Below are 18,447 nucleotides of genomic sequence, written 5' to 3'. Positions count from 1 at the left end.
TCTTATATAACTTATATTTTCTTTTGAATTCGATATACATAGGCTAAAATTTCTGCGATTGCTTTAAAGAACTGTTCAGGTATTCGATCTCCAATCTCTACTTCGTCATACATAGCACGTGCTAGAGGTCGATTTTCTACCATGACAATATCGTGCTCAGCGGCAATCATTTTAATTTTTTGTGCGACAAAATCTGCACCTTTTCCAACAACGATTGGTGAATCCATTTGATCTTCATCGTACTTCAACGCAATAGCAAAATGTGTAGGATTGGTGATCACTACATCCGCTTCCGGTATCTCTTGCATCATCCGACGCATCGCCATTTCACGCTGACGCTGTCTAATACGCGATTTGATCAACGGATCACCGTCCATATTCTTACTTTCATCTTTAATATCTTGTTTAGACATTTTAAGATTTTTTTCATAATCAAATTTCTGATAAAGAAAATCCAAAATGGATATGAACAATAACACCAATGAGGCAATAATCCCCATCATTCCGACTAATTTCGCTACAGTCACCAGTGTTACTTGTGGTGTTCTAAAAGCCAAGTCGAGCACTTGTCCCAAATTGCTCCATATAATAAGTGTTGTAACGGTTCCAATAAAAGAAATTTTTAATATGGATTTCAATAACTCTACTATTGCACGAATAGAAAAAATTCGTTTTAACCCTTTGATTGGATCAATTTTCTTTAAATCAAACTTTAACGTCTCTGCAGTGAATAAGAGACCAAATTGTAGCAAGTTGGCTGCGATACTCGCAATAACTGCGATCAACATAATTGGCAATAAAATGATAGCCATTTGTTTAATAACGCTTATGTATACTAACATGACCTGTTCTTGATCCATGGATTTTATTGGAATAAAGTGCGTAAAAGATTCTCGAAAAAAAACAAAGAAATTATCCCGGATAAAACCTGCAGCAAAGAACATAAATATAAAAATTGAAAGGAGTACAATCGCAGCCGTTACGTCTTGACTCTTTAGTACTTGCCCTTTCTTTCTGGAATCTTCTCGTTTTTTCGGAGTAGCTTTTTCTGTCTTCTCACCGGCAAAAAATTGTAAATCTAGCCTTAGTAACAAGTCAGCCACCTCCGAGCAGAATCATTAGACTTCTCATTGTCACAATCATGACTTCAAAAATTTTCTTCATTACGATGATGAAGACACTGGACATCGTCACGATTACCAAGAAACTGACCCCAATCTTAATTGGAAACCCAACAACAAAAATATTCAGTTGTGGTACAGCACGTGCCGTTATACCAAGTGCTAAATCGACTAGAAATAATGTGGCTACGACTGGAATCGCCATTTGAAATGCAATTGCAAAAGATTTTGCAAACGTCAAGACAATAAATCCTGCCATGTTTGGACTACCAAAAGGAGGCCACATAGCTGTAATTGGTACAAACTCATAACTGTAAAATATTCCATCTAATAGCAAATGATGTCCATTAACTACTAGTAATAATAACATCGCCAGTGAATTAAGAAATTGTCCAAGCAATGGAGACTGTGCACCTGTTTGCGGATCTATGACGTTCGCAATGGCAAATCCCATCTGAAAGTCAATCAACCCACCAGCCACTTGAATAGCCGACATTATAATAAAAGCGGCAATGCCGATTGATAAGCCGACTACCGCTTCTTTAAGTACAAGTAATATGTATTGGCCATTGATTTCCAGTTCAGGCATTGTAATAGAATAAGACATCATCCAGGCCAATATTGCCCCGAACAGTAACCGTTGTGTAGCTGGAATGGTCTTGTATGAGAATAATGGCAGTGTTACGAAGAAAGAGGTAACACGAGTTAGGATAAGTAAAAATGCAGGTAAGGACGGAATCAGTTCATTCATTTAATCACCCGATATACCTGGAAAGATTAGAAAAAATTTCGCTCGCATAATTGGTAACATACGATAACATCCAAGGCCCAAAAAATATGATAGCAACCATAACCGCTACAATTTTCGGTACGAATGCCAAAGTTTGTTCTTGAATTTGTGTAGTTGCCTGAAAAATACTTACGGCAAGCCCTGTCACTAAAGCTACAATTAGGAGAGGTCCTGATGCAAGGAGAATAACCCAAACTGAACGTTCTGCAATGGATATAACAAATTCACTCGTCATTCAAATTCCTCCCTAAAAGCTTTGTAGCAATGACTGGATAATGAGATACCAACCGTCAACTAGTACAAATAACAAAATCTTGAACGGTAAGGAAATCATTACCGGCGGAAGCATCATCATACCCATAGACATGAGCACACTGGCAACAATCATATCGATCACGAGAAAGGGAATAAAAATCATAAAACCCATTTGAAACGCTGTCTTAATTTCACTGAGGGCAAACGCAGGTACCATCATCGTAAGCGGAATATCTTCAATCGTATCTGGTCGCTCCATCTGGTTATAGCGCATGAATAATTCTAAATCTTTCTGCCTTGTATGTTGACTCATAAATTCTTTAAATGGTACGCTTGCCCGCTCGTATGCTTCGTCCAAACTGATTTCTTCATCAAACAATGGTGTTAACGCCTCCTCGTTCACTTGAGATAACACAGGCGACATGATGAAGAATGTTAGAAATAATGCTAATCCAACCAACACTTGGTTGGGAGGCATTTGTTGCGTAGCTAGCGCTGTCCGTACAAATGACAAAACAATAATAATCCTGGCAAACGAAGTCATCAGGATTAAAATTGCAGGTGCAAGTGACAATACCGTAAGTAATAGCAACATCTTAATGGAAGTAGAGACATTGGTGGGATCACTGTCAGAAAATGTGTCCAGAAAATCAACCATCGCGGTCGCTCTCCTTCCGATTTAAACGTTTTAACTGTTCTTTACGATCAGCTTTGATTTCATCCATTTTGGAAGAAAACAATTGACTGAATGTAGCTTGTTCTGAAGCAGAATGCTCTGCCTTTGAGAAAAATCGTGAGTATAGTTGTGAAAATATACCCTTCTGAATATCATTTCCTTGATCATAACGTGCAAGTAACTCAGCAATTTCATCTGGATCTTCTATTTCCCGTAGCAGCTGTACATTTTCTCCAACACCGACCACAAAATAATGATTACCCATTTTCACTAGTTGAATAGATTTATTTTGACCTAACGGAACTCCGCCCATATTCGTCATCAGTCGATTGGAGTCGAAATTTCTATTACGTTTGTTCATGAAACGTAGTAACCACACGAGTAAACCGATTACAAATACAAACGCAAAAATAGTTCGGATATAGTCTTTTACTGTAGGACCTTTAGGCTCGTCCAATTCAGTACTAGGCACTAAATTTTGATTATTATTCTCTGCAACTGGTGCTTTTTCTTCGCAGTTTTTACCTTTTCCAATACAGTCTGATACGCTGACGTCAGGATCTGTTTCTGCATAAGCAAATGGCATGATGGCAAAACATAGAATGAGTAGTAGTACACATTGGATTACTCGTTTTACATTCATAATTTACAGTTAGCTCAACGCTTTGTCGATCGCTTCAATCACACGGTCCGCCTGGAATGGCTTAACGATAAAGTCTTTTGCTCCGGCTTGAATTGCATCGATTACCATTGCTTGTTGTCCCATTGCGGAACACATGATGATAGTTGCAGATGGATGTGTACTTTTAATTGCTTTCAGCGCAGCAATGCCGTCCATTTCAGGCATCGTGATATCCATTGTTACCAAGTCTGGCTTCAGTTCATTATACTTTTCGACGGCTTGAGCACCGTCTGCTGCCTCTCCCACTACTTCATAATCATTCTTTGTTAAAATATCCTTGATCATCATGCGCATAAATGCCGCGTCATCTACTACCAAAATTCGTTTTCCCATTCATAATCCCTCCAAGTATCTTCTATCGTAAATTATTTAATCGATCCATTTGACTTAAAATATCTGTAATGCGGACTCCAAAGTTTTCGTCAATTACGACTACTTCCCCTTTCGCAATATAGCGATTATTGACTAATATATCGACAGGCTCCCCTGCCAATTTATCTAGTTCAATAATTGAACCTCCAGACATTTCGAGAATTTCTTTAACAGAACGCTTCGTACGTCCTAATTCTACTGTTACTTGAAGAGGTATATCAAGTAGTAAATTTAAATTGTTTGATTCTTCCTTGTTTAAAGAAGGTGCTTGAAAACTGGCAAACTCTGCTTGCTGGACATGCACAGGTGCTTGAGTCTGTCGTGGTGCAGAAGGTTCCTGGACAGGTGGCGCTTGATATTGTGATTGTGGCTGTACAGGTGTAGGTTCTGGTTCATATGCAGGCTCCGGCTCAGAATATGAAGGTGCTTGCGAATTAGGTGGTACTTCCGTCACGGTTGCCGCTTCTTCTTCCCCCATTAGTGAAGATACTAACTTTTTGCCGAATTCCAGTGGGAATAATTGCATAATATCAGAATCAATCAACTCGCCAACTTTTAAATTGAAAGACACACGAATTAATAAATTATGCGCAGGAATATTTTCGGTTCCCTGGTCTATTTGGATATTCATCAAATCAATAGTAGGTGGTGAAATATCTACTTTTTTGTTGAAGATAGTAGACATCGAAGTCGCAGAAGATCCCATCATTTGATTCATCGCTTCTTGCACCGCACTCAAATGAATTTCACTTAGCTCTTGATTCGGCGCTGTCCCGTCTCCACCCAACATGAGGTCTGCAATGATTGCTGCATCACTTTGTTTGATCACCAACAGGTTGACGCCGCTTAATCCTTCGGTATATTCGACCTTGATGGCTACATATGGATGGACGAAATCATCTTCCAGATTATCACGTTGAATTAGTGAAATTTGTGGTGTTGTGATTTCTACTTTTTGCCCAAGCAAAGCGGAAAGCGCGGTTGCTGAACTGCCGAACGAGATATTTCCCACTTCACCTAATGCATCTTGCTCCATTTCGGTCAAATAGTTGCTAATATCGATAAATTTGGGTTCAGGTTCAGTTGTATCTGCAGGTTCTAATGTTTCACCCCGTAACAACGCTTCAATCTCTTCCTGTGAGAGAATATTATCACTCATCATCGTTATCCTCTCCCGTATTCAAAATTTCCAGTATTTGAACAGCCATACGATTACGTAATTTTCCTGGCTGTGCTGTGAATTTAGGCTTTTCCCCTATTCTTATCGTTAGAGGTTCCTCAATGCTAGTATCCAATGAAATTACATCACCAAGCTGCAGATGCAAGAAATCTTCGATAGATATTTGACCTTTCCCAAGGTCAGCTACTATAGGGAGTGATGCATTTTTAATACGTCTTTCCAATTCTATGCTTTGTTCAGCAGTAGGTTCTTTTTTATTCGTCTGCATCCAGTACTGCACAGAAAGGTTCGGAATAATCGGTTCCAACACAATGTGTGGAATACACATGTTGATCATGCCGCTAGATTCACCAATCATAATATTAAATGAAATAACGACCACCGTTTCGTTCGGTGAAATCATTTGAAGAAATTGAGGATTGACTTCCATCTCTGTCAGATACGGATCAATGTCAATTAGCCCTGACCAAGCTTCCCGTAAGCTGTCAAATGAACGTTCAAACAAATTGGTCAAGATCTTCGTTTCAATCTCTGTCATATTTTCCGCTTTTCCTGAACTCGACCCAAAACCACCCATTAGTCGCTCCAACATTGAATACGCGACATTCGGATTGACTTCCATCAAAATATTCCCTTCAAGCGGTGATACATCAAATATATTGATTAATGTCATATTCGGTATCGAGCTAATAAATTCTTCAAACGGAATCTGGTCTACCGACATCACATTGATTTGCACATACGTACGCAGCTGGGCCGAGAAGTACGTCGTCAGTAGTCTAGCGAAGTTCTCATGAATTCTTGTCAAACTCCGAATTTGATCTTTAGAGAAACGAAGAGCACGCTTAAAGTCATAGACACGTACTTTTCTAGTTTCTTCTTCCTTTTTCATTTCCTCTGCTGACATTTCACCCGTCGATAAAGCAGACAGCAGTGCATCTATTTCATTTTGGGACAGTACATCTGCTGACATAGGTCCACCTCCCATCGCGCATACATCTCTCGTAGATCACTCCAGCCCTCACTGGATGATATATGAAACAATATACACCTTTTGTATTTCACCATCTTGCATCAGCTCGTTTAACTTCGCTTTTATAGTGTCTTCAAATTGCTGTTTCCCCGCTTTCCCTTCAAGATCTTTTGTAGTCATTTCCGACAGCTCTTGAATAGCTAGGTTCTTCACTTGAAAATCGCGTTTCGTCAATTCCTCCGCTGCCTTTTTACTGTCTGTCTGGATTTTCAGAGATATACGGACAAAATTACGGCCAGACAAGTTCGTTGTAATTTCTTCCATATCCACTGATGACTCAATAATTTCATCAATTGACGGTGCTTTTTCTTCTCCATCACTGTCTTTATTGAAATTCAATATCAATACGACCGCCACGACACCGATCAACGTAATACTCACTAAAATGATCAATGAAATCGTCAATAGTTTATTCTTCATCTTCTTCATCACCCCGGATATGCGGATTGGATAGTAGCTGGACCGCTTGATAAAATTCAATGATTCGGCTGTTTACTTCTTCGGCTGAATCCAGAACCACGTACTTTGATCCAGTCGTCAACGTAATCGTCGTATCTGGAAACGACTCGACTCTCTCTATGTACAATGCGTTTAGTGTGAAAGTCGTTTGATTCAATCTTGTCACTTTAATCATATGTAAGGGGCCAGGCCAAGGCCGGCCCGATCCTCCTCTTCAAACTATGCTATGTTATCGTTTCAAGTTTACTAGTTCTTGTAAGATTTCATCTGACGTAGTGATAATCCGTGTATTGGCTTGGAAACCACGTTGTGCAACGATCATTTCTGTGAATTCTTCGGAAAGGTCTACGTTGGACATTTCTAGGGAGCCGGATTTGATTGCACCTCGGCCATCTATTAATGGTGCTCCCGTTCCATCTTCCGCTACTCCTGAGTTAGCACTTTCTTGATATAAGTTTCCACCAATTTTCGTCAAACCGCCTGGATTTGAAAACTTGGCTAACGCCACGACATCTTCACCTTCTAAAATTCCATCAAGTACATATTTAACTACACCATCTTGCCCAATTGAAAGTGATGTTGCTTCTAGAGGCACTTCAATTGAACCTCCGCCCTCTTTAGAAAGATATCTTCCATCTCCATCCACGATATTTCCATCTTTATCAAGATAAAAATTTCCTGCACGAGTATATAATTTTTCATCATTTCCATCCTCAACTATAAAAAAACCGTCTCCTTCAATAGCTAAATCTAGCGTGTTACCTGTAAATTGTGTAGATCCAGGACTATGCATTGTATCAATAGTTGCTAACTGCGCTCCTAATCCCACTTGCTTAGGATTCACCCCACCTCTAGTATCACCAGGACCAGTAGCCCCCGCCACAGTCTGCGAATACAAATCCTTAAATACCGTACGCCCCTTTTTAAAGCCATACGTATTCACGTTAGCAATATTGTTACCAATTACATCTAATTTCGTTTGGAAGTTCTTTAGTCCAGAAATTCCTGAGTACATTGAGCGAATCATAAATAGTTTCCCCTCTCGGTTTTAGAGTGCACCGCGTCATTCAGTCGGCGGTGCAGTTGGCATCCTGTTAAGGTCCTGCCTTATTTAGCTAAGTAGTATCGTGCCATCTATATTCGTAAACAGTTGATCTTTCGCTTCCATGCGGTTCATCGCGGTGATAACGGTTGAGTTCTTTGCACTAACAATGAGTGCGGCTTGATCAGTCAACACGAGTGAGTCACGGATTCCTTTCCTCTTCGCCTCGTCTACTTTTTCTGAGATACGCGCCCATTCTGCGTCGGTCATTTGAATGCCACGTTCTTGCAACCGGTCGTTCGCATGTTTACTAATCTTTAACTTCTCTGGCTGCGTCGCTTGCTGTAAGTGTTCAAAGAATGACTGCTTAGATTGTGCTTGTATCTGTCCTTGGCGTGTGAGTGGCGGTGATGGAATGCGATGGGCATTGATCTTGTTCATGACATCGCTCCATTCAATTATTCACTGATAGTTGTAAATTGATTGCCTTCAATCTTCGTACCGTCTTGTAATACATAATGTAGACTGCCTTCTTTATTCGTAACAGATATGACTTTCCCCGTACGTTCTTCTTCGCCTTCCATATAGCCCACTGTCTTCCCAATCAGCATACTGGCTTGTACTAGACTGTTTGGTTGACCGACTGCTCCAGAGCCTGAATTAGATCCATTGCCCATTACTTCAGAAATGTTTCCAGGTGATAATTCCTTACCATCCGCCATCGTGAAGATTACTGAACCGTCGATATACTTGATTGACTGTATGATGCCAGTTCCTTCGTTGATGATCGGCTGGTCGTCTTCACCTTTTTTATCTGATACTTCATGCCAACGTATTTCTTTTCCCACGAAACTATTGTACTGAATTAACTGACTCTGATTTTGTGAATCTGCGAACTTCTCAAATGCCTTTGCTAAGTTCATAGTTTGTTCCAATGATGAAAACTGCGCCATTTGCGCGACAAACTCTGTATCTTTCATTGGGTTCGTTGGATCTTGGTTTGCCATCTGGGCAATCAAGATTTTCATGAATGCGTCTTTCCCCATTGTATCGGGTCCCGTTTTTCGCTGATCGCGTTGCTTATTGACTAAATACATCGAGTCAGTGATCGCATTTTTCGTTGTTGCAGCATTTGTTCCTTCTGGCAATGTTTACACCTCCAGTTCAATCATGAATTCTCGGAATGTTTGTTCCTGTTCATCTTGATTTTCATGTTGTTTTGCAGCTTGATCTTTTTGTTGCTGATTTTGCTTATTGAATGCCTGTTCTCGATCACTCTTTGACGGATCTTGTAACGTTTGTGATAAATCGATTCGCTCTACTTGTAAGTTCTGTTGATTGAAGGCATGTCGCAACTGATGCATTTGGCTGTCCAGCATTTCACGTGCCATCGCAGTGGATGCTAAGATTCTCGCAGTCATTACACCATTCACTTCCAGCAATTCAATCCGGACTTGCCCGAGATGTTCTGGGTACAGCTTGATTGAAATACGGTTCATTCCATTCGTCTGACCAAAATTTGCTCGATTTAGCACGGCTTGGAATTCACGCATCAAAGCTTCACTTCGACTTTCCGGAACTTTCTCTGAAGCGTTCATTTGGAATACCGGCGTTGTACCAGTCTGTGAAGCGATTGAAACCGGAGCTACTGTTTCACTAGGCCTCGACTGTTGATCTTGTTGCATTGTGTCTGCGGAAGATTGTTCTGTCATGAACCGAATGATATGTTGCATAGCCGGTGGAATTTTTAGAGGTTGTACGGTCGTTTGTTCCAGTTGACTTGAAAATTGTGAAAGAATCGGCTGAATCGTTTTCACGAGATCTTCTTGTTTTGTATATAAATCCATTTCGGGTGCTGCTAATTCAATTGCTTTAAGTAATACCATCAATTCCACTGAGTCTTTAGGTGGTATGTTCTCTATAGCAGCTTGAATTTTTTCAGTAGGTAATTTCTGTAAAACATCGAGCGCGAACCAAATATCTTCTGTTGCGGCCATCTGATCCAGTTGTTCTTTGGACATACCGGCATCTTCTAGGACGTTTGTAATTGTTTCTATTAGTTTATCAGGTTTTTCACTAATAATATGTGCTAATTGTTGCAGACTAGGTAATTTCTCTAAGTTTGATAGATCAGTTAACTTAACTGGAGTATTTTGTAGCATCCCTGTTTCTTTTAATAATTGAGCAATAGCTGAAGATTTAACAGACTGCTCTAGCTCTCCCAAAGAATCAGCGTTAAGAACTTCACCGAGTAGTTTAGTTAACTCTTGATCCACACCTTTTATTTGCGACTTAACAGGAACAGCACTAGCAGACAGGTGATTCTGAAACACTTCCCCAAATCGCTCTCCTTCAATAGTTGCTGTTGAAGTGGATGATTTCATAAGTATGTTTGGCGAACCTACATTCTTTAGTAGCCCTAAATTCACTTTTCCACCTCCCTCAATTACTATTATACTACTTTGTAAGCATAGAAGTATATTTAGCAGCATCTTCAGGGGACATTTTCTCTAGTATAGCTGCTAAAGTAGCGGGCTTTAGACTAGATAATATTTGAACAGCTTCCGCGTCTCCCATTTTTGTAATGACAGGAGCTGAAGATTTAGCCGACATTTGCTCATACGTCGTGATAATTTCTTTAAAATCACGCTTCGATTCACTTTGCGCAAGTTTTAATTTCTCGATTTCTTCATTCAGCTTTTCTTTCTCGATCACTAGTGTTTCATTCGAATCTTTTACTTGTGTGAGCTCATCTTGAACTTCAAATAATTGCGCTTCTTTTTCTTGAATCTCCGCTTGAAGAGAAATGACTCGTTCTTCCAGTATTAGATCACCCTCGATCTTTTCATCAGGTGTTTTTTGTTCAAGTAATGGAACTTTTGATGTCCACTCTTTCGCCTGATCAAAGACGTTTACATCTGCTACTTTGGCTATAATTAGAACGACAGCCGTCGTGAACATAAGAGGGATGATAATCCATGCGAGCAATATTTGGAAAAAGCCAATAGACTTTTTACTTTGCCTGTCTATTGATACTCCAACCTCTTTTTTCTTATTTAATTTAGCCACTTTACCACCTATCTTCTCTTGAACGAAACTTCATTGTCGATAGTTCGTCAATGCGATTTATCTCTACGTGTTCCATCTCGACATTATGTTGTTGTTTCCCGATTTCTTTCATTTTTTCAAACTTCTTCACTTCGATATTTTTCTCGAGCAATTGAGATTCATACCAATTCATTTTCGAACGAGACTTCATCACTTCTTGCTGAATATGATCAATCGATAGATCAAGTGTGTTAATGAATCGGGAGTAGCTGTGCAAATCATCAATGGAAAAACCTGTAGTCATTCGTTGTTGCTGTTCTTCCAAGATATTTTCCTTCTTTTTCATCTGGTCATACAGTTGCGTTGCAATTTTTTCAAATTCTTCAATCGCTTCTTTATACGCCATTTCCGTTTCATCACGTTCTTGTTCACGTAAATTCAGCACTTTATCAAAACGATAATAGAAAGTAGTCATCTGCGCTCTCCTCCTTCAGAAGCTAACGCGATCATTTCATTTACCGTATCTTCCAATTGAATATTCTCGTTAAATTTTTGTTTTAGAAAATTGGTAATGATCGGTTCATATTCAATTGCTTCGTCAATTTCACGTGACGTCCCTTTTTTATATGCACCAATATTAATCAAATCCTCAGATTTATCGTAGGCATAATACAGTTCGCGTAATTTTGCGGCTGCTTTCAAATGTTCAGGATCTGCTATTTGATTCATCAGACGACTAACACTTTTCAAAATATTAATCGCGGGGTACTGACCCTTATTGGCAAGCGTACGGTCCAAGACTATATGACCGTCGAGAATTCCTCGAACAGCATCCGCTATCGGCTCATTCATATCGTCACCATCAACCAGCACGGTGTAAAATGCGGTAATAGCACCTTTTTCATTAGTACCACTACGTTCCAAAAGCTTAGGTAAAATAGCGAAAACGGAAGGTGTGTATCCCCGTGTTGCAGGCGGTTCCCCGACCGCTAGACCAATTTCACGCTGCGCCATAGCTACACGTGTGACTGAGTCCATCATCAACATGACGTTCAGCCCTTTATCCCGGAAGTACTCAGCAATCGCTGTCGCTGTCATAGCACCTTTAATTCGCATAAGTGCTGGCTGATCTGAAGTGGCGGCGACTACAATTGTTTTCTTTAAACCTTCTGGGCCAAGGTCTCTGTCGATAAACTCACGAACTTCACGACCACGTTCTCCTATAAGTGCAATCACGTTGATATCCGCTTCCGTATTACGGGCGATCATCCCGAGCAATGTACTTTTGCCGACACCGGAACCTGCGAAAATCCCTACACGTTGACCGCTGCCTACCGTTAACATCCCATCGATTGCTTTTACTCCTACAGCTAACTTGTCATTAATAGTAGGACGTGTCAAAACGTTTGGTGGACTGTTTTCTGTGCGAACAGTTGCCAAACCTTTAGGCAATGGACTTGAGTCAATAGGTCTTCCTAAAGAATCCAGGACTTGTCCTAGTAAATTCATACCGACTTTTACTTCAAGAGGCTTGCCCAGCGTTTCGACTAGACAGCCACTTGAAATATTGCGAATATCTGTGTAAGGCATTAGCATAACAATTTCTTCTCTAAACCCTACGACTTCTGCTTGAATGAGGGAACGTCCCCCTTCTGGAATGTTCAAATGGATGAAACATACATCCCCAATTGATGACTCAGGACCTTCTGATTCTATAAGCAATCCAACAACCCGTATTACTCGACCATACTTTTTCAGTGTGTTGATATTTGGGATAATCGGAATTAGATCTTCAGCTTTTTTCAAATTCACACACCATCTTCCATGATTTTCACCAATTGTTCTTTCAGTTCGTTCAGTTGCTCGTCTACACTCACTACGATTCGGCCATGGTTCGTTTCGATAAAGCAATCTGTTGCACTGAAATCTTCATTGACGAAAATAAGGAATGGAGTTTCTGGTGGAAAGATCGAAGCAAGCTCAGAGCGATGTGTCGTTACCATTTTAAACTGTTCAATTGAGACGAACAGTTTTATCTCTTTGCTTTCTTGCGCTTCCTTAATTCCTTTCCGCACGATCGATAAATATGTCTCATCATCTTCTTCTATCACTTTATTAATAATCCGTTCCGCCGAGCTCATACCGATATCCAAAATCACTCGTTCTTGATTGATTAAATATTGCGTAGCGTTCTCGTAAGATAATGTAGTAGTTTCGTTCGCAGCCTCTATCATTTCACGCATTTCCGCCATAGCTTTATTCCGTCCATCATCGAATCCAACTTGAAATCCCTCGTCATATGCTCGTTGCTGTAATTCTTCTTTTTCCCTTGCCCAAGCTGCATGCATTGATTCGATATCCGCTGCCGCTTGTTCCAATCGCTGTTTTATTTCGGCATCTACAATGTTTTTACGTTGCTCCATCTCCTGTAACAAACGATTGCGTTCCATGAACATCATGCCTGTACTAACCGGCTCTTCCGCTTCTTCTTCAGGTTCCAATGATTGCAAATTACGTATCGAAATTGCTTTTGTGGGACGTTGATTCATTACAGTTCGCTCGGACCGAAACAAATTAGACAATGATGTCATCTCCTCCACCACGCGCTATGATGATTTCGCCTGCATCTTCAAGTCTGCGGATGATTCCTACAATGCGGGATTGTGCTTCTTCCACGTCACGAAGTCGTACAGGTCCCATTACATCCATTTCTTCCCTGAATGACTCTGCCATTCGTTGTGACATGTTCTTGAATAAGATATCTTTCACTTCTTCACTAGATACTTTCATCGCTAAAATCAAATCTTCATTTTCACAATCACGGATGACACGTTGTATTGAACGGTTATCCAATGTGATAATATCTTCGAAAACAAACATTCTTTTACGAATCTCTTCGGCAAGCTCAGGATCTTGAATTTCAAGAGCATCCAGAATTGTTTTCTCCGTCGAACGATCTACACCATTCAATACTTCAACGACCGCGTCTACACCGCCTGTTTCAGTAAAGTCTTGGGTAACAGTAGATGATAGTTTTCGTTCAAGTACTGCTTCTATCTCACTGATTACTTCAGGCGAGGTCGATTCCATTGTCGCTATTCGTTTCGCGATATCCGCTTGCATTTCTTGCGGAAGCTGTGACAGGATTAATCCTGCCTGCTCCGCTTCCAAATATGACAAAATTAAAGCAATTGTCTGCGGGTGTTCATTTTGGATAAAATTTAGTATTTGTGATGGTTCTGCGCGTCTTGCAAAATCGAACGGTCGCACTTGAAGTGAAGATGTTAGACGGTTAATAATGGCTTGGGCATGGTCTTTTCCAAGTGCTTTTTCAAGTACTGTTTTGGCATAGCCAATACCACCTTGAGAAATATAGTCCTGCGCAAGAGCAATATTATGAAATTCTTCAATAATCTCTTCCTTTACAGAGGACTCTACTTTTTTCACACCCGAAATCTCCAACGTTAGTTGCTCAATCTCTTCTTCATTCAAATGCTTATAGATTGAAGCTGAAACTTCAGGACCCAAAGAGATAAGCAAAAGAGCAGCTTTTTGTTTTCCTGACATGTCTTTATCTTTCTTAACCAACTAAACCCCTCCGTTACTCCTTGGTGATCCATGTTCGCAATAATTTCGCAAATTCTTCTGGTTTATCTTTAGCCATCTTTTCTAGCTGTTTTCTGCGTGCTGTCGCTTCTGTCTCTTGTTCCAAGTTTATGTCATCGACCTGTACTGAATCTAATTGAGTCTGAGCATGTTCCTCAGCTAACTCTTCTTCCATTTCTGCTTCATTACGTCTCTTGCGCAAGAACAGTATAACCAGAACAATAATTGCGAGTAGCAATACGCCGCCAATCAAATATACCCACCAAGGGATAATTGTCTTAGCATCTTCAAAGACCACATTTTTCCCTTTTAATGGCTGAACGGAAACCGCAATTTTTTCGGCTAGTATTTCTTCTGTTAATTCTCCAGCTACTTCTGTATCCAATGAAGTACGTACAATGGTCTCTAAAATACGTTCAACATCCTGTCGTACTTCAGGTGCCAATGAAGTTGGATCATCCGCAGTAGGAGGTTCAATCATCACTTGAATACCGATATTACTAATTTTGTATGGGCTCTCTACTATATCTTTTCTAATTCTATTTACTTCATTATTAATCGTTTCTTCGAGCCGTTCGTAATCTCCGTCTCCGCCTTCACCTTCAACGTAGGTAGTACGATTATCAGTCGGATCCTCTCCTTCAGGTGTACCGCCCACTGCCGGGTTCGTACCTGAGAATGATTCCGTTATCCGTTGCACGCTTAATGCAATACCTTCCATGTTCTCCGAATCTACGGGTGTAACCAGATTCTCTTCACGTTGTTCTTTCTTAAAGTCGATATCTGTCGTAACGGATACAACTACTTTATCTTGTCCCATCAACGTACCGAGCATCATTTGAACTTGTCGTTGCAAGTCACGTTCAATGGTTTTTTTTACACCCATTTGATCAGTCACACTTGCTCCATAAGAATTTCCTGAATCTTTTAGATCAATGTACTCAAAATATTGGTTCTGGATGACGATATTTTCATTAGATAGATTAGGCAAGCTTTTTGAGACTAGATTATAAAGTGATGTAATTTGTTGTTCTGAAAAGTTTTGTCCGGGATTTGTCTTCAACATAATCGCTGCACTAGCTTCTGACGTCGTGTCATTTACAAAAATACCCTCTGTCGGTAATGTAAGCATTACTTTTGCGTCCTTAATACCTTCTATACCCTTTATTAGATTTGCTAATTCTGTTTGCATCGCAGCGAGCTTAATCATATTAAATTCATTATCCGTAGTACCAAAGCCAGCATTATCCGAGAAGAAGGAATAATCGATCAGACCGGAATCCGGGAAACCTTCAGCCGCTAGCGATACACGTAGATTATCCAATTGTTTTTCAGGCACTGATATTGCAGTACCTCCTGGCTCCACTAGATAAGGTACCCCCTGACCATCCAGGACTTCTTTTATCCGTCCAATTTCAGATGGTGACACTTCTGAATAAAGCGTTACATATGTAGTGCGCGACATAGTCACTGTTAAAAAAACCGCCAATATAATCATGCCGGTCGCTGTCGCTATATAAATAGTTTTTTGGTTTTTTGTTCGACTCTCCCAGAAAGCTTTGAGATCCGCTCTGAGCTTTGTCAATCTTTCTTTCATTCTAATCCCCCGGTCAGCCTCACTAGGCTTAATCACTTTCCACCTAGTGCTTTCTATCTGTTAGACAGGCATTCTAATGATTTCTTGGTATGCTTCTACCACTTTATTGCGCATTTCTACTGTTGCATTTAAAGCAACACTTGCTTTTTGTGCCGAGATCATCACATTATGCAAATCGACATCTTCACCTTTGACAAGTTTCGTCGTCATAGTATCTGAGACCCTTTGCGTTTGATCTACTTGATGAATCGCATTGTTTAACATTGCTGAGAAATTCTGCTGGGCTTCAAAAGGTGTTCTTTGTGTTTTCACTTCAGGTTGCTGAATCGACATGGCGGGCATAGCCCCTGTAATTGATTGTATGGCCATCTAGTTCACTCCTATTTAAATAGTGCTACTTTATCTTCCAATCTCTAATGCTTTCATCAACATAGATTTATTTGCATTTAACGTGGTTACATTTGCTTCATACGATCTCGTTGCAGACATTAAATCAATCATTTCACGCAAAGGATCGATATTTGGCATTTCTACATAACCTTCTTCATTCGCATCTGGATGAGAGGGATCAAATACCATTTTGAACGGCGTCTCCTGATCTTCCTTCACACGTGTTACAACCACTCCATTTCCTGCGTTACCGTGTGAGTGAACTCCTTTTGCAGCTTGCAAAAATGAAGAGAACTGTCCTTCTTTCGGTTGTAATGTGACAGTTTTCCTTCTATACGGCTGCCACTCCCCATCAACTTGCTTTCCTCGAGTTGAATCGACATTGGCCATATTGGAAGATATGACATCCATACGTAGGCGTTGAGCAGTTAATGCAGAAGCCGATACGTTCAGACTATGAAATATACTCATAATCAACGTCCTCCTTTTATAACACTTTGTAGAGAATTAAATTTCCCATTTAATCGTTCTATTAAAGCGGAGTTATATATTTGATTGGCAGCTAAATCCGCTTGTTCTTTATCCATATCAACACCATTGCGATCTTGTCGATAACGCAAATTAGATATATCAAATGTTTTACTTGCCGTGGAATGCATAAAGTCTACATGCCTCGAGTCAGTCTTGTACGCTTCTAGACCCTTACTTTTCTCATTAGAAAACACTTCTTTAAAATTGACGTTCTTAGTTTTATAGTTAGGTGTGTCTACATTCGCTATATTTTGCGAAATTGCTTTACCTTTCGCAGATGAATAATTCAATCCTTTTTCAAGCAGGTTGATGGTACCACTATAAATCTCCATCGTTTCCCCACCTTTCCCTCATTTAACCCATTTTTCGCGGTTTTTCTTAAAAATTTCTTAGGTCATACTACTCTTTAATACTATTTTTGTCTAAATAGGTCGTTTTTTAGTATTCTACTACTCTATTGTAGCTGAGACTAATGATTTTTGTCCAATGTTTTCTAAATAAAAATATAGTATAAAATAACCACCTACAGTAATTCAGATTAGTCTATACATTAACACTAATTACTTAGTATCATATAAATTTATTTATTATGTAATGAATAAGGAATTCTTTAATTTTAATATGAGTTATTTAATCAAAAATTAATATGCAGTGTAATTGAATTACTATATCGATTGCACGGTATTCTCTCACTTATATCCATCTACTTCACATTATTCCTAATATAATTAGTATTCCCTGTTTTTCATGTATATAACATAAGATTAGTTCGGCACGACCAAAAAGATATCATTTCAATAAAAAAACTGAAGAAAATCCGCAATAACGGAAGTTCCTTCAGTTTCTAAACAGTTTTGAATTTGAATAGTATTTTGTTTTATGAATTGTGTTTCTCAAGCTCTCCTAGGAATTTATCGTTCAATACTTTAATATACGTACCTTTCATTCCTAAAGAACGTGATTCAATGACACCAGCACTTTCAAGTTTACGAAGTGCATTGACGATTACTGAACGTGTAATTCCAACACGATCAGCGATTTTAGAAGCTACAAGCAAACCTTCATTTCCGTCTAACTCTTTGAAGATATGTTCGATTGCTTCATGCTCACTGTAAGATAATGAGTTAATCGCCATTTGCACAACCGCTTTACTGCGTGCTTCATGTTCAATTTCCTCTGATTTTTCACGTAAAATTTCCATACCTACTACTGTCGCACCATATTCAGCAAGGATTAGATCATCTTCTGTAAATCCTTCTTTTAGTCGTGCAAGAATTAGAGTACCTAAGCGTTCGCCACCGCCGATGATTGGAACGATTGTAGTTAAACCTTCTTGGAATAATTCTTTGTTTTCGATAGGGAATACAGTATGTTCACTCTCGATATCGATATTTGGAGACGTTTCACTAATCTGGAACAACCGGTTCGTATACTCTTCAGGGAATTTACGATCTTCGAACATTTTCTTCATGCGTTCATTGTCAATTTGATGATGGATTTCTAAACCAAGTAATTTACCTCTTCTACTTACGATAAACGCGTTACAATCAATTACTTCACTTAGCTCTTCTGCCATCTCTTTAAAGTTAACAGGACCGCCTGCACCTTCTTGTAACATTGCATTAATTTTTCTTGTTTTTACTAATAAACTCATCTTTATTGTTC

General features: G+C 39.6%; 24 protein-coding genes. All 24 read right to left on the bottom strand.

The window, feature by feature from the left end; genetic code table 11:
• Positions 1-11 precede the first annotated feature (11 nt).
• The 24 genes from flhB to codY all read right to left on the bottom strand — a co-directional run bounded on the left by flhB (position 12) and on the right by codY (position 18,436).
• Positions 12-1,103, bottom strand: a complete 1,092-nt coding sequence (gene flhB, locus CSV74_RS01680) for a flagellar biosynthesis protein FlhB (protein WP_029053192.1) — start codon at positions 1,101-1,103, stop codon at positions 12-14.
• On the bottom strand, positions 1,096-1,872 hold the full coding sequence (gene fliR, locus CSV74_RS01675; protein ID WP_099690348.1) for a flagellar biosynthetic protein FliR: 777 nt from the start codon (positions 1,870-1,872) through the stop codon (positions 1,096-1,098). The genes flhB and fliR overlap by 8 nt, the downstream gene beginning before the upstream one ends.
• A gap of 4 nt (positions 1,873-1,876) precedes the next feature.
• Positions 1,877-2,146, bottom strand: a complete 270-nt coding sequence (gene fliQ, locus CSV74_RS01670) for a flagellar biosynthesis protein FliQ (RefSeq protein ID WP_083035439.1) — start codon at positions 2,144-2,146, stop codon at positions 1,877-1,879.
• 12 nt (positions 2,147-2,158) lie between these two features.
• Positions 2,159-2,824 carry a flagellar type III secretion system pore protein FliP gene (gene fliP, locus CSV74_RS01665; protein ID WP_029053195.1) on the bottom strand — a complete coding sequence of 222 codons (666 nt, stop codon included), beginning with the start codon at positions 2,822-2,824 and terminating at the stop codon, positions 2,159-2,161.
• A complete protein-coding gene (locus CSV74_RS01660; RefSeq protein ID WP_029053196.1) occupies positions 2,817-3,485 on the bottom strand; it encodes a flagellar biosynthetic protein FliO in 669 nt (222 codons plus the stop codon). The genes fliP and CSV74_RS01660 overlap by 8 nt, the downstream gene beginning before the upstream one ends.
• Positions 3,486-3,494: 9 nt before the next feature.
• Positions 3,495-3,857 (bottom strand): response regulator, encoded by a 363-nt coding sequence (locus CSV74_RS01655; RefSeq protein WP_029053197.1) that lies wholly within the window; start codon positions 3,855-3,857, stop codon positions 3,495-3,497.
• Positions 3,858-3,879: 22 nt separating this feature from the next.
• On the bottom strand, positions 3,880-5,055 hold the full coding sequence (fliY, locus tag CSV74_RS01650) for a flagellar motor switch phosphatase FliY (protein ID WP_029053198.1): 1,176 nt from the start codon (positions 5,053-5,055) through the stop codon (positions 3,880-3,882).
• Positions 5,048-6,049 (bottom strand): flagellar motor switch protein FliM, encoded by a 1,002-nt coding sequence (gene fliM / locus CSV74_RS01645; RefSeq protein ID WP_029053199.1) that lies wholly within the window; start codon positions 6,047-6,049, stop codon positions 5,048-5,050. Before fliM ends, fliY begins: the two co-directional genes overlap by 8 nt.
• Before the next feature lie 48 nt (positions 6,050-6,097).
• Positions 6,098-6,529 carry a flagellar basal body-associated protein FliL gene (gene fliL / locus CSV74_RS01640; protein ID WP_029053200.1) on the bottom strand — a complete coding sequence of 144 codons (432 nt, stop codon included), beginning with the start codon at positions 6,527-6,529 and terminating at the stop codon, positions 6,098-6,100.
• On the bottom strand, positions 6,519-6,743 hold the full coding sequence (locus CSV74_RS01635; RefSeq protein WP_029053201.1) for a flagellar FlbD family protein: 225 nt from the start codon (positions 6,741-6,743) through the stop codon (positions 6,519-6,521). The genes fliL and CSV74_RS01635 overlap by 11 nt, the downstream gene beginning before the upstream one ends.
• 54 nt (positions 6,744-6,797) lie before the next feature.
• A complete protein-coding gene (gene flgG / locus CSV74_RS01630; protein WP_029053202.1) occupies positions 6,798-7,595 on the bottom strand; it encodes a flagellar basal body rod protein FlgG in 798 nt (265 codons plus the stop codon).
• Positions 7,596-7,679: 84 nt separating this feature from the next.
• A complete protein-coding gene (locus tag CSV74_RS01625; RefSeq protein ID WP_099690347.1) occupies positions 7,680-8,051 on the bottom strand; it encodes a TIGR02530 family flagellar biosynthesis protein in 372 nt (123 codons plus the stop codon).
• Positions 8,052-8,068: 17 nt separating this feature from the next.
• On the bottom strand, positions 8,069-8,758 hold the full coding sequence (flgD, locus tag CSV74_RS01620; protein WP_029053204.1) for a flagellar hook assembly protein FlgD: 690 nt from the start codon (positions 8,756-8,758) through the stop codon (positions 8,069-8,071).
• 3 nt (positions 8,759-8,761) lie between these two features.
• Positions 8,762-10,039, bottom strand: a complete 1,278-nt coding sequence (locus CSV74_RS01615) for a flagellar hook-length control protein FliK (protein ID WP_158231728.1) — start codon at positions 10,037-10,039, stop codon at positions 8,762-8,764.
• Positions 10,040-10,067: 28 nt separating this feature from the next.
• Complete coding sequence (locus CSV74_RS01610; RefSeq protein WP_099690345.1) at positions 10,068-10,679, bottom strand: MotE family protein; 612 nt, start codon at positions 10,677-10,679, stop codon at positions 10,068-10,070.
• Position 10,680: 1 nt separating this feature from the next.
• Positions 10,681-11,133, bottom strand: coding sequence for a flagellar export protein FliJ (gene fliJ / locus CSV74_RS01605; RefSeq protein WP_099690344.1), 453 nt, complete (start codon positions 11,131-11,133; stop codon positions 10,681-10,683).
• On the bottom strand, positions 11,130-12,470 hold the full coding sequence (gene fliI / locus CSV74_RS01600) for a flagellar protein export ATPase FliI (RefSeq protein ID WP_099690343.1): 1,341 nt from the start codon (positions 12,468-12,470) through the stop codon (positions 11,130-11,132). The genes fliJ and fliI overlap by 4 nt, the downstream gene beginning before the upstream one ends.
• Positions 12,467-13,240 (bottom strand): flagellar assembly protein FliH, encoded by a 774-nt coding sequence (gene fliH, locus CSV74_RS01595; protein ID WP_158231727.1) that lies wholly within the window; start codon positions 13,238-13,240, stop codon positions 12,467-12,469. Before fliH ends, fliI begins: the two co-directional genes overlap by 4 nt.
• The gene (gene fliG / locus CSV74_RS01590) at positions 13,233-14,246 is read right to left on the bottom strand and encodes a flagellar motor switch protein FliG (RefSeq protein WP_029053210.1); all 1,014 of its coding nucleotides are present in this window, start codon (positions 14,244-14,246) and stop codon (positions 13,233-13,235) included. Before fliG ends, fliH begins: the two co-directional genes overlap by 8 nt.
• Before the next feature lie 13 nt (positions 14,247-14,259).
• Positions 14,260-15,861 (bottom strand): flagellar basal-body MS-ring/collar protein FliF, encoded by a 1,602-nt coding sequence (gene fliF / locus CSV74_RS01585; RefSeq protein ID WP_099690342.1) that lies wholly within the window; start codon positions 15,859-15,861, stop codon positions 14,260-14,262.
• A gap of 60 nt (positions 15,862-15,921) precedes the next feature.
• Positions 15,922-16,230 carry a flagellar hook-basal body complex protein FliE gene (gene fliE / locus CSV74_RS01580; protein WP_099690341.1) on the bottom strand — a complete coding sequence of 103 codons (309 nt, stop codon included), beginning with the start codon at positions 16,228-16,230 and terminating at the stop codon, positions 15,922-15,924.
• 30 nt (positions 16,231-16,260) lie between these two features.
• On the bottom strand, positions 16,261-16,722 hold the full coding sequence (gene flgC / locus CSV74_RS01575; RefSeq protein WP_099690340.1) for a flagellar basal body rod protein FlgC: 462 nt from the start codon (positions 16,720-16,722) through the stop codon (positions 16,261-16,263).
• A gap of 2 nt (positions 16,723-16,724) precedes the next feature.
• Positions 16,725-17,114 carry a flagellar basal body rod protein FlgB gene (gene flgB / locus CSV74_RS01570; protein ID WP_099690339.1) on the bottom strand — a complete coding sequence of 130 codons (390 nt, stop codon included), beginning with the start codon at positions 17,112-17,114 and terminating at the stop codon, positions 16,725-16,727.
• 545 nt (positions 17,115-17,659) lie between these two features.
• Positions 17,660-18,436, bottom strand: coding sequence for a GTP-sensing pleiotropic transcriptional regulator CodY (gene codY, locus CSV74_RS01565; RefSeq protein ID WP_099690338.1), 777 nt, complete (start codon positions 18,434-18,436; stop codon positions 17,660-17,662).
• Positions 18,437-18,447: the final 11 nt, after the last annotated feature.

It is taken from the genome of Sporosarcina sp. P19, assembly GCF_002743165.1.
Lineage (GTDB): Bacteria > Bacillota > Bacilli > Bacillales_A > Planococcaceae > Sporosarcina > Sporosarcina ureae.
This window is presented reverse-complemented; position numbering and strand designations above follow the sequence as displayed.

Excerpts from the sequence above, each read along its gene's own strand:
- fliR (WP_099690348.1), bottom strand. The coding sequence starts at position 1,872 with ATGAATGAACTGATTCCGTCCTTACCTGCATTTTTACTTATCCTAACT.
- fliQ (WP_083035439.1), bottom strand. The coding sequence starts at position 2,146 with ATGACGAGTGAATTTGTTATATCCATTGCAGAACGTTCAGTTTGGGTT.
- fliP (WP_029053195.1), bottom strand. The coding sequence starts at position 2,824 with ATGGTTGATTTTCTGGACACATTTTCTGACAGTGATCCCACCAATGTC.
- CSV74_RS01660 (WP_029053196.1), bottom strand. The coding sequence starts at position 3,485 with ATGAATGTAAAACGAGTAATCCAATGTGTACTACTACTCATTCTATGT.
- CSV74_RS01655 (WP_029053197.1), bottom strand. The coding sequence starts at position 3,857 with ATGGGAAAACGAATTTTGGTAGTAGATGACGCGGCATTTATGCGCATG.
- fliY (WP_029053198.1), bottom strand. The coding sequence starts at position 5,055 with ATGAGTGATAATATTCTCTCACAGGAAGAGATTGAAGCGTTGTTACGG.
- fliM (WP_029053199.1), bottom strand. The coding sequence starts at position 6,049 with ATGTCAGCAGATGTACTGTCCCAAAATGAAATAGATGCACTGCTGTCT.
- fliL (WP_029053200.1), bottom strand. The coding sequence starts at position 6,529 with ATGAAGAATAAACTATTGACGATTTCATTGATCATTTTAGTGAGTATT.
- CSV74_RS01635 (WP_029053201.1), bottom strand. The coding sequence starts at position 6,743 with ATGATTAAAGTGACAAGATTGAATCAAACGACTTTCACACTAAACGCA.
- flgG (WP_029053202.1), bottom strand. The coding sequence starts at position 7,595 with ATGATTCGCTCAATGTACTCAGGAATTTCTGGACTAAAGAACTTCCAA.
- CSV74_RS01625 (WP_099690347.1), bottom strand. The coding sequence starts at position 8,051 with ATGAACAAGATCAATGCCCATCGCATTCCATCACCGCCACTCACACGC.
- fliJ (WP_099690344.1), bottom strand. The coding sequence starts at position 11,133 with ATGACTACTTTCTATTATCGTTTTGATAAAGTGCTGAATTTACGTGAA.
- fliF (WP_099690342.1), bottom strand. The coding sequence starts at position 15,861 with ATGAAAGAAAGATTGACAAAGCTCAGAGCGGATCTCAAAGCTTTCTGG.
- fliE (WP_099690341.1), bottom strand. The coding sequence starts at position 16,230 with ATGGCCATACAATCAATTACAGGGGCTATGCCCGCCATGTCGATTCAG.
- flgC (WP_099690340.1), bottom strand. The coding sequence starts at position 16,722 with ATGAGTATATTTCATAGTCTGAACGTATCGGCTTCTGCATTAACTGCT.
- flgB (WP_099690339.1), bottom strand. The coding sequence starts at position 17,114 with ATGGAGATTTATAGTGGTACCATCAACCTGCTTGAAAAAGGATTGAAT.
- codY (WP_099690338.1), bottom strand. The coding sequence starts at position 18,436 with ATGAGTTTATTAGTAAAAACAAGAAAAATTAATGCAATGTTACAAGAA.